Origin of the sequence: Rhodoplanes elegans, assembly GCF_016653355.1 — a bacterium.
GTDB lineage: Bacteria > Pseudomonadota > Alphaproteobacteria > Rhizobiales > Xanthobacteraceae > Rhodoplanes > Rhodoplanes elegans.
On record NZ_NHSK01000263.1, the window covers coordinates 1 to 9,301 of the forward strand.

Annotated in this window: 9 protein-coding genes and 1 pseudogene; 6 read left to right on the forward strand and 4 right to left on the reverse strand. The window is 72.1% G+C overall.

Features of this window, described 5'->3' with window-relative positions; genetic code table 11:
* A partial coding sequence (locus tag CCR97_RS27925) for a LysR substrate-binding domain-containing protein (RefSeq protein ID WP_201160088.1) occupies positions 1 to 884 on the reverse strand: 884 nt, incomplete at its 3' end.
* Positions 885 to 1,134: 250 nt separating this feature from the next.
* Between CCR97_RS27925 and CCR97_RS27930 the strand changes: the two genes are divergently transcribed.
* The 5 genes and pseudogenes from CCR97_RS27930 to CCR97_RS31940 form a co-directional block, all read left to right on the forward strand.
* Positions 1,135 to 1,785 (forward strand): polysaccharide deacetylase family protein, encoded by a 651-nt coding sequence (locus tag CCR97_RS27930; protein ID WP_170146102.1) that lies wholly within the window; start codon positions 1,135 to 1,137, stop codon positions 1,783 to 1,785.
* A gap of 96 nt (positions 1,786 to 1,881) precedes the next feature.
* Positions 1,882 to 2,955 (forward strand): Bug family tripartite tricarboxylate transporter substrate binding protein, encoded by a 1,074-nt coding sequence (locus CCR97_RS27935; protein WP_201160089.1) that lies wholly within the window; start codon positions 1,882 to 1,884, stop codon positions 2,953 to 2,955.
* Between the two features lie 106 nt (positions 2,956 to 3,061).
* The gene (locus CCR97_RS27940) at positions 3,062 to 3,847 is read left to right on the forward strand and encodes a CPBP family intramembrane glutamic endopeptidase (RefSeq protein ID WP_111360499.1); all 786 of its coding nucleotides are present in this window, start codon (positions 3,062 to 3,064) and stop codon (positions 3,845 to 3,847) included.
* A gap of 159 nt (positions 3,848 to 4,006) precedes the next feature.
* Positions 4,007 to 4,291 (forward strand): DUF6481 family protein (locus tag CCR97_RS27945; protein ID WP_244670717.1); only part of this gene is annotated, 285 nt, incomplete at its 3' end.
* 1 nt (position 4,292) lies between these two features.
* Positions 4,293 to 4,438: pseudogene (locus tag CCR97_RS31940) on the forward strand (DUF6481 family protein); the annotation flags it as partial.
* Positions 4,439 to 4,494: 56 nt separating this feature from the next.
* Here CCR97_RS31940 and CCR97_RS27950 read toward each other — a convergent pair.
* A complete protein-coding gene (locus CCR97_RS27950; protein ID WP_111360130.1) occupies positions 4,495 to 4,686 on the reverse strand; it encodes a 2-hydroxymuconate tautomerase in 192 nt (63 codons plus the stop codon).
* A 78-nt stretch (positions 4,687 to 4,764) separates the two neighbouring features.
* Positions 4,765 to 5,664: a dipicolinate synthase subunit DpsA gene (locus CCR97_RS27955; RefSeq protein ID WP_245429217.1), complete on the reverse strand. Its 900-nt coding sequence runs from the start codon at positions 5,662 to 5,664 to the stop codon at positions 4,765 to 4,767.
* A 200-nt stretch (positions 5,665 to 5,864) separates the two neighbouring features.
* Between CCR97_RS27955 and CCR97_RS27960 the strand changes: the two genes are divergently transcribed.
* Complete coding sequence (locus tag CCR97_RS27960) at positions 5,865 to 7,295, forward strand: amidohydrolase family protein (protein ID WP_111360131.1); 1,431 nt, start codon at positions 5,865 to 5,867, stop codon at positions 7,293 to 7,295.
* 314 nt (positions 7,296 to 7,609) lie between these two features.
* Here CCR97_RS27960 and CCR97_RS27965 read toward each other — a convergent pair whose 3' ends face one another.
* Positions 7,610 to 8,764: a CobW family GTP-binding protein gene (locus CCR97_RS27965; RefSeq protein WP_201160091.1), complete on the reverse strand. Its 1,155-nt coding sequence runs from the start codon at positions 8,762 to 8,764 to the stop codon at positions 7,610 to 7,612.
* Positions 8,765 to 9,301: the final 537 nt, after the last annotated feature.

Genomic DNA, 9,301 nt, shown 5'->3' on the forward strand with positions numbered 1-9,301 from the left:
CCCGCCTCCTGCCGCACCGCCCGCCGCACGATCGCCGCGAAGGAGCGCGCCGCCGGGCTGCGCGCCCGGTCGCGCGGCCAAAGGAGCCCGGGCGTGCGGCGCGGTGTCGGCGCCTCGATGGCCACGACGACGAGATCGCCGCCGGGCGGCACGGCGCGGTGCGGCACGATCGCGGCGACGCCGGCGCGGCGGGCCGTCTCCAGCATCGGTCCGATCGTGTTGGTCTCGACGATCACGTCGGGGGCGACGCCGGCGGCGGCGAACCAGTCGTCCAGCATCCGGCGGGTGGCGAAGCTGCGGGTCAGCAGGATCAGCGGCATGTGATGCAGGGCACTCATCCGCACGCGGCGACGGCCAGCGAGCGGGTGGGTCGCCGGCACGGCCAGCACCAGCTCCTCCTCGTAGAGCGGCTCGAAGGTCAGCGCGTCGTCGCCGGCGGGCGCGTAGCCGATCCCGACATCGAGCGTGCCCTCGCGCATGCGCGCCTCGATCACCGGGGCGGCCAGGTCCTCGACGACGATCCGCACGCCGGGATGCCGGGCCAGGAAGGCCGCCGTGCAGCGCGGCATCAGCCGCAGCGCGACGCTATGGACGGCGCCTGCCGCGAGGGTTCCGGCGAGCGCCTCGCCGCCGCTGCGCAGCCCGCGGACCGCCGCATCGATGCCGTGCAGCGCCGCGACGATGCCGGGCAGCAGCGCCTCACCCTGCTCGGTCAGGACGACGCGCCGGCCGATGCGGTCGAACAGGCGGACGCCGAGCTCGTCCTCGAGCCGGCGGATCTGATGCGACAGCGTCGGCTGGGTGACGTGCACGAGCGCGGCCGCCCGCGTGAAGCTGAGCTGCTCGCCCAGCACGGTGAAATAGCGCAGATGGCGAAGCTCCATCGGCGAACCCCTTCGCGGACGGGTGGCCCGGGGGCGCCGCAGCGACGACCACACCGGCTCGGCGTCGCCGGCGTGAGGCCGCCGGGACACGTCGCAGCGACGCCGTCGCAAAACGTCACGTCGCATAGACACGGTCTATGCTGTTAATTCAAACAATCACTTTTGTCACTGGACCGGGGACATCTAGGATCGCGGACGTCCGCGCCCCCGGGCCGCTTCCGCGCCCCGGGCGGCGCGCCAGGGAGCCATCGTGACACCACACGTCACCTTCACGTTCGACAACGGCCCGACGCCGGGCGTCACCGAGGGCGTGCTCGACCTGCTCGCGCGGCGCGGCATCGCGGCGACCTTCTTCGTGATCGGCAGCAAGCTGCTCGACCCGACCGCCACGGCGCTGGCGCGCGCGGCGCACGCCGCCGGCCACTGGATCGGCAACCACACGTTCACGCACGCGGTCGCGCTCGGGGACGATCCCGATCCGAGCCGTGCGCGCCACGAGATCGAGGCGACGCAGGATCTGATCGGACCGCTGTCGCATCCCGACAAGCTGTTCCGGCCCTACGGCAAGTCCGGCACCCTTGGCCCGCATCTGCTCAGCCGCGCCGCCGCGGATCTGCTGCTCGCGAGCTGCTACACCTGCGTCCTGTGGTCGAGCGTGCCGGGCGACTGGCGCGACCCGGACGGCTGGGTCGATCGCGCCGTCGCCGACATCGCGGCGCGGGAGCGCACCGTGCTGGTGCTGCACGATGTCCCGAACGCCTGCCTGCCGCGCCTCGGCGAGCTGATCGCACGACTCGACGATCTCGGCGTCGTCTACGAGCAGGCCTTTCCCGACGACGTGGTGCTCACCCGCGCCGGCCGGCGCGTCAACCTGTCGGCCGGGCATGTCGCCGACGCCTGAGCGTCGTCGCCGCCGCCGCGCCGTCGTGCCGAGACCCGAAGCCCGCGATCGCCGACAGGCGGCCGTGAACCACAAAAGAAGCCCCCGGAGGATCCCATGCCCACCAACGCCCTGCCCACCGACAACCTGTCCACCGACAACCTGTCCACCGACACCGTGTCCACCGACCCTGTGCCCGCCGTCTCGCGCGCCACGCTGGTCCGCGCGCTCGCCGGCCTGCTGGTCGGCGCCGCCGTCGCCGCGGCCGCGCCGAGCAGTGCGTCGGCCGATACCTATCCGTCCAAGACCGTCAAGGTCGTGGTCGGGTTCGGTCCCGGCACCGCGACCGACATCGTGACCCGGCAGATCGCCGGCGCGCTGTCGACCGAGCTCGGGCAGACCTTCATCGTCGAGAACCGGCCCGGCTCGGGCGGCGCGATCGCCACCGCGGCGGTCGCCCGCACGACGCCGGACGGCTACACGCTGACCATGGGCACGGTGGGCACCCACGCCATCAATGCCGGCCTGTTCGCGAAGCTGCCTTACGACCCGCTGAAGGACTTCGTGCCGATCGCCCTGATCGGCTACACGCCGACCCTGCTCGTGGTGCCGAAGGCGCTGCCGGTGTCGAACGTCGCCGAGCTGGCCGCCGCCGCGCGGTCGCGTCCGGAAGGCTTCGCGTTCGCCTCCGCCGGCACCGGCACGTCGGGCCATCTCGCCGGCGAGCTCCTCAAGACCACGACGGGCGCCAACCTGATCCACGTGCCTTACAAGGAGGGCGCCACCGGCCTCACCGACCTGATGGCCGGCCAGGTGCAGTTCATGTTCTACCATCCGGCCGCCGTCCTGCCGCACGTGCGCTCCGGCGCGCTCAGGGCGATCGCGGTGTCGAGCGCCCGGCGCAGCGCCGCGGCGCCCGACGTGCCGACCATGGTCGAGCAGGGCTTCCCGCGCTTCGACCTGGTGGCGTGGTTCATGCTCTACGCGCCGGCCGGTACGCCCGACGCCGTGGTGGCGCGGTTGCGCCAAGCGACCGAGCGGGTGCTCGCCACGCCGGAGGTCGCCGGCCAGCTCCGCAACCAGGGGGTCGAGATGCTGCCGCTGACGGGCGAGGCCCTGGCGGCGTTCGGCCGCGACGAGGTGGCCAAGTGGACCGCGCTCGTCACCGCCTCGGGCGCCCGCGTGGACTGACGGGTGGACTGACGGACGGGGCACGGGCGGCGCCGGCGCGCCGTCCCGAACCGCGGTGCGGCGACCGGGTTGACGAGGTGTCGTCCACGCGCCCGGAGCCGCCGCGATGCCGTCTCCCGTCCGCCGTCCCGGTCCCGTCGCGGCGGCTGTCCCGGTCCCGTCGCCGTCCCGCGTCCGCGGGCCGTGGGGCGTCGCCGTATCGATCGCCTGGGTGATCCTCGCCTTCGCGTCCGAGGCGCCGCTGCGCGATGCCGCCGCGGCCCTGGGCCTGCCGGGCGGGCGCTGGGCCGCCGGATGGGCGGGAGGATGGCCGGCCGCCCTCGATCGGCTCGCCCTGTGGGGCAGCATCCTGCTGGTCGTGGTGCTGGCGGTGCGGCTCACCGACGTGCCGCTGCGCGAATATTTCGCCTGGCGGCGGCCGCGCCTCGCCGATGTCGCCCTGGCGGCCGGGTTCGTGCTGACGCTCTACGGCGGGCTCGTCGCGCTCACCCTGCTGGCCGGCACGGCCGATGTGCATGCCGGCGGGACCGGTCGGACCCCGCCGGGTGCCGGGCCGCTCGCCGTCGCCCTCGCCTGGGCACCGACCGTGCTGCTCGCGCCGGTCGTCGAGGAGACCGTGTTTCGCGGCTTCCTGTGGCACGGCATCGCCCGGCGACACGGCGCCGCTGCGGCGCTCGCCGGCACATCCGTGGTCTTCGCGGCCTTCCACTGGGGCTATTGGATGCGGGCCGGCGGCGTCGACCTGCTCTCGGTCGCACACTACATCGTGATGGGCGGCGTCCTCGGGATGTTCCGCCTGGCCAGCGGCAGCAGTGTCGTGCCGATGGTGGCGCACGCGATGGCCAATGGCGCCCTCGCCGCGTTTCCGGTCGTGGTGGTCGCGCTGGCGTGACGGTACCCCGCGGCCGCGCAACGCACGGTTGGTATGCATCGGAAGCGTTGATGCGGCCGGCGGACGGGACTATATCAGCGGCTCCCAATCGAGACCTCGACAGGTCGGACCTCGGGCCACGGGCCCGGTCCGGCCTTTGTGCACGACACCGGAGACCGAATGGCTCGCTTCCGCGACACCGACCTGCAGGACCGTAAGAGCAACGCCGACACGGCCAAGAAGGCCCTGCTCGAGAAATTCCGCACCGCCGCCGCGGATCCGGCGCTCGAGGAGCGTCGCGCGGCGCTCGAAGCCGAGCGGCTCGCCCGCAAGGCCGAGCGCGACGAGATCCGGGCGAAGCGCGACGCCGAGGCGGCCGAGAAGGCCCGCATCGCGGCCGAGGCGGCCGAGAAGGCGCGCGTCGAGGCCGAGGCGATCGCCGCCCGCTCCTCGGCCTCGCGCGCCNCGCGGGCCGAGCGCGAGGCGCGCGAGGCCGAGGAGCGGGCGGTCGCCGACGCCGCCCTCAAGGCCGAGCAGAAGGCGGCGCGCGACGCCCGTTACGCCGCCCGCAAGGCGGCCAAGAAGGCCCGCCGCAAGGGCGACATGTACTGAGAGCCGGCCGGCGCGCCGCGCAGGCGCGCCCGCATCGATCCCAGCCCCGGATCGGGTCAGTCCTTGCGCTCGTCGCCCATCACGCCGGCGAGCGCCCAGTCCTCCTTCGGCACCTCGTGGATGATGACGTGCAGGTTGTCGGGCTTCGCCCCGGCATGCGTCACCATGGCGTCCGTGATGGCGCGCACGAGAGCGCGCTTCTGCTCGCGGCTGCGGCCGGTCCACATCTCCACCGTGACGACGGGCATGCTGGTCCTTTCTGCGGGCTGGGCGTGTCGAGGGCGTGACGGACGACGATCGACGGCACGGCGGCACGAGACCGACGCTCAGTGCTCGTCCTGAAGAATCTTTTCGATGCGGGCGCGGATGCCGCGCCACTGGCTGGCGCCGACCGTCACGGGCGCCCGGCTGCCCAGCCCCCGCCCCCAGATCGCCTTGCGGCCGAGCCGCTTCGCCGTCTCGAAATCGACGCCTCCCGGGGGCGCCGCGAGATCGACGATCAGGGCGTGGTCGGGCAGCATGCCGATGACGTTGGCGCCGACCACCCGCGACGGCACCGTGGAGAACAGGAGGTCGAGCCGCGGCGCGAGCTCCGGCAGCGCCTCGAGCCCGTGCGCCGTCGCGCCGGCCACGAAGGCCGCGGCGCGCTGCTCGGGATTGCGGGCGACCACATGGGTGCGGGCGCCGAGCGCCACCAGGTAGCGGGCCAGCACGGTGCCGATCGTCCCCTGCCCGACCACGCAGGCTTCCGAATTGTGGATGGTCGTGTCGGTGTTCTCGATGACGATCTTCAGCAAGCCTTCGAGGATGGCGGGCGTGCGCTCCAGCATCAGGGCGCGGTCCCACTCGTACTCGTGCAGGCCGATCCCCAGCGCGTCGGCATGCGCCTTCAGGTTGGCGTCGGCCCAGCCCAGCACGATGTGGGCGCGCGGCGCCATGCCGGCCAGCATGGCCCGGTCCGGGATGATGGCGGACGCCGCCGCCGGCGCGAACAGGGCGCCGCTCGGGGCGATGCCGGGAATCGGAAACAGCGCGAACTTGGCGCCGCGCAGCACCGCGGCCGGATCGTCGAGATGCTTCACGCCGGGAATACCGCCCTCCGGCCACGGGAGGCCGTGGGCGCGGACCTCGGCGCCGGTGAGAGCGGCGAGCCGGGCGATCTCCTGCTCACGGCGGTCGCCGCCGAGCATGCCGATGACGAGCTTCGACCAGTCGATGATGGCCACGGCGATCCTTCCGATCCGACGATCCGCACGTTAGAGCCGGAGCCCGCCCCGCCGCAACCGGGAACGACGGTGGTGCGGCGGGGAGAGGACCGCCGCGGCGTGCGGCGGCGCGGCGTTGGCCCCGTCCTTGCGTCCGGCTAAGCTCTCCGTCCCGCCGCCGCACCACCCGCCATCGTCGTGCTCCAGAAAAGGTCCATCCCGTGCGCACGCTGATCGAGAATCTCGAATTCGTCCTCACCGTCGACAAGGCCGACACGGTGCTGACCGGCGCCTCGGTGGTGATCGACGGCGAGCGCATCGCCGACGTCGCGCCCGCGCCGGTCATCGCGTCCCGTTACTCGCGAGACAGCTTCGACCGGATCGTCGACGGCTCGCGCTACGGCATGACGCCGGGCTTCGTCGACTCGCACGTGCATCTCTCCGAGACCCTGTCGCGCGCCGTGTTCCCGGACTGCCTAGCGACCCGCGCCTGGGTGTTCCACTGGGCGAAGCCGTTCTATGCGAGCGTGACGGGCGAGGACGAGGTGTGCGGGGCGACGCTCGGCATGGCCGAGATGCTCCGCTGCGGCACCACCTGCTTCCTCGACATGGGCGCCCAGAACGACGTGAAGGGCGTCGTCGCCGCGATCGACAAGATCGGCATGCGCGGCATCACGGGCCGCCACGCCGCCGACGTGCGGCCCGACGTGATCCCGCCGAGCTGGACCGAGGAGATGATGGCGCATCACTTCTTCCCGGACCACACGACGGCGCTCGCCGCGCTGGAGCGCACGGTGAAGGACTTCGACGGCGCCGGCGGCGGCCGGGTGCGGGTGTGGTGCAACATCGAGGGCAAGGAGCCGTGCAGCCTGGAGCTGCATGTCGGCGCCCGGGCGCTCGCCGAGAAGCTCGGCGTCGGCACCACGTATCACCTCGCGACATCGATCGAGGAGGCGCATGTGTGCGAGCGCAAGCACGGCCACTGGCCGATCTCGCGCATCGCCAGGCACGGCGGCCTCGCCTCCAATCTCGTCATCGCCCACTGCGTCGCCGTGCAGGACGAGGAGGTCGGCCTGATGGCCGACGCCGGGACCAAGGTGGCGTTCTGCCCGGCGACCGCCGTGAAGCTCGCCAAGGGCGCGACCCGCATCGGCAAGTATCCCGAGATGATGGACGCCGGCATGGATGTCGGGCTCGGCACCGACGGCGTCTCGGCCGGCGGCACCATGAACCTGATGCGCCAGCTCTACATGGTGGCCGGCATGTTCAAGGACAGCCGCATGGACTCGACTCTGGTCGGCGCCCGCAAGGCGCTGCGCATGGCGACGATCGAGGGCGCCCAGGCGCTCGGCTGGGCGGACGAGATCGGCTCGATCGAAAAGGGCAAGCGCGCCGACTTCGTGCTGTTCGACCTCGATCACTTCGAGTGGGTGCCCTATGGCGACCCGCTGCAGGCGGTCGTCTACTCGTCGAGCCCGGCCTCGATCGCCCAGACGTGGGTGAACGGCCGCGCCCTCTACGCCAACGGCTGCGTCGCGACGGTCGACGAGAAGGCCCTCCATGTGGAGGCGCGCCGCCGCGCCGCCGACGTCGTCCGCCGCGCTGGCCTGGTGATGGGCGCGACCCCGGTGACGACGACGACGTACGATTGAGGGACGTGCGAGTTCTCCGCTCATCCCCGCGAAGGCGGGGATCCAGAGCTTCGTTCACTGCCGGCCCTGGGTCCCCGTCTTCGCGCTACGGGATGCACACATCGCGCGCCATGCATAGGAGCGTCATGCGCGGGCTCGACCCGCGCATCCATCACCTTCACCAAACAGCGTTCTCTCGCAGCGAGATGGGTCGCCGGGTCAAGCCCGGCGACGACGGCGGAGGGGGCAGCCGGCGTGTTTGCCCCTCACTGAAACTTCTCAGCTTTCTGAGATGTGTGCATCCCGTAGCGCGAAGGCGGGGACGAGCGGAGCGTTCAAACGGCGCCAGCGGCCAGCACCCGCGCGAACGAGCGCTCGATGGCGCTCCGTGACAGATCGCGGGTGATGAAGACGAGCATCGATGCGCGCGCGGCGTCCGGCCAGGCGAGAAGCTCCTGCGGCGGATAGAGCACGTGCTGGACACCGTGCACGACGACCGGCTTGTCGCGCCCACGCACGTTCACGATGCCCTTCAGCCGGAGAATCTGCTCGCCGCGCGCGGTCAGCAGCAGCTCGAGCCAGCGCGTCAGCACGTCCCAGTCGAGCGGCGTGTCGGCGGTCAGGCAGAACGTCGCGACGCGGTCGCCGTGGCGCTGCGGGTCGTGATGATGGAGGTGGTGCCCGGCGTGATCGTGTTCGCCGCGAACGCGATCATCGTGGTCATGATCATCGTGATGACGGTCATCGTGGTGGTGATCGTGAGACGGGTCGCCATGCGCCGCCTCGGCGGCCAGCCACGTCGCGACATCGGTGCCGGCGCCGATCGAGAACGTCTCGCCCTCGAACAGCTCCGCCGGCGACGGGGCAGCCGCGAGCGACGCCTCGAAGCGGCGGGCGCCCGGGTTGAGCGCGGCGAGCCGCGCGGCGAGGCTGGCGCGGGTGGTGGCGTCGGCGAGGTCCGTCTTGGTGGTCACCAGCCGGTCGGCCATCGCGGCCTGCTTGACGGCCTCGGCATGGGTCGCCAGCGTCCCCTCCCCGAGCGTCGCGTCGATCGTGGCGGTGAGACCGGCGAGGCGCAGATGCGGGGTCAGCCGGGCGTCGGTCATCAGCGTATGGACGATCGGCGCCGGATCGGCGAGCCCGGTGGTCTCGACGACGATGCGGCGGAACGCCGGCAGGTCGCCCGCGGCGCGGCGCGCCGCGAGATCGGCGAGCGTCTCGACCAGTTCGTTCCTCACCGTGCAGCACAGGCAGCCCGACTCGAGCAGGACGACGTCGTCCTCCAGCCGGCGCACCAGCAGATGATCGATGCCGACCTCGCCGAGCTCGTTGATCAGCACCGCCGTCTCGCCCATCCCCGGATCGGCGAGCAGCCGGACGAGCAGCGTCGTCTTGCCGCTGCCGAGAAAGCCGGTGAGGACGTGCACGGGCAGCACCGGTTCAGGAACCGGGTTCGAGCGATCGTTCACCGGGAGGGGACCGGAGGACACGCGGAATACATCCTTCAGGACAGGGCGACGCCCGTCGATACACCCGCGCGGATGTGCGACCAAGCGGCAGTGGACGGCGCCACCCCGGCGCACCGGAGCGCTTGACGCAAATTCTCGAATCGCGCGCTCATCCAAGGTAATATGCGCATGGTGCCGGGCCGCATGTCGGCGGCGCCTCGCAGCACGTTCCGCACGTCGCGACGCGGCGAACGGCGATTTGGATTGGACTTGTCCTTGGATTGGCATTGTCCATTGGGACATCGATTTGGATCGGGAGGAGAGCCGATCGACGAGCCGGCGGTCGCACTCGGGCACTCACTCGGGCACGGGGCGCCACGGCCGCAATCATCGGGTCACCCTTCGGGAGAGATTTCCGCCGTCTTGCCGTCCGCGGCCTCGGCCGCCCGGATTTGAAACGCCGTATCAGGAGCTTTCGATCATGTCCGATCCCTCGCCCGTAAAGCCGACGATCACCCCGGTGGAGACCCCGGTCGCCCCGTCCGAGCCGCCGATCGTGGCGCCGCGCGCCAGCGAGCC

Coding starts and splice junctions, on each gene's coding strand:
- CCR97_RS27935 (WP_201160089.1), top strand. CDS start 1,882: ATGCCCACCAACGCCCTGCCCACCGACAACCTGTCCACCGACAACCTG.
- CCR97_RS27950 (WP_111360130.1), bottom strand. CDS start 4,686: ATGCCCGTCGTCACGGTGGAGATGTGGACCGGCCGCAGCCGCGAGCAG.
- CCR97_RS27940 (WP_111360499.1), top strand. CDS start 3,062: ATGCCGTCTCCCGTCCGCCGTCCCGGTCCCGTCGCGGCGGCTGTCCCG.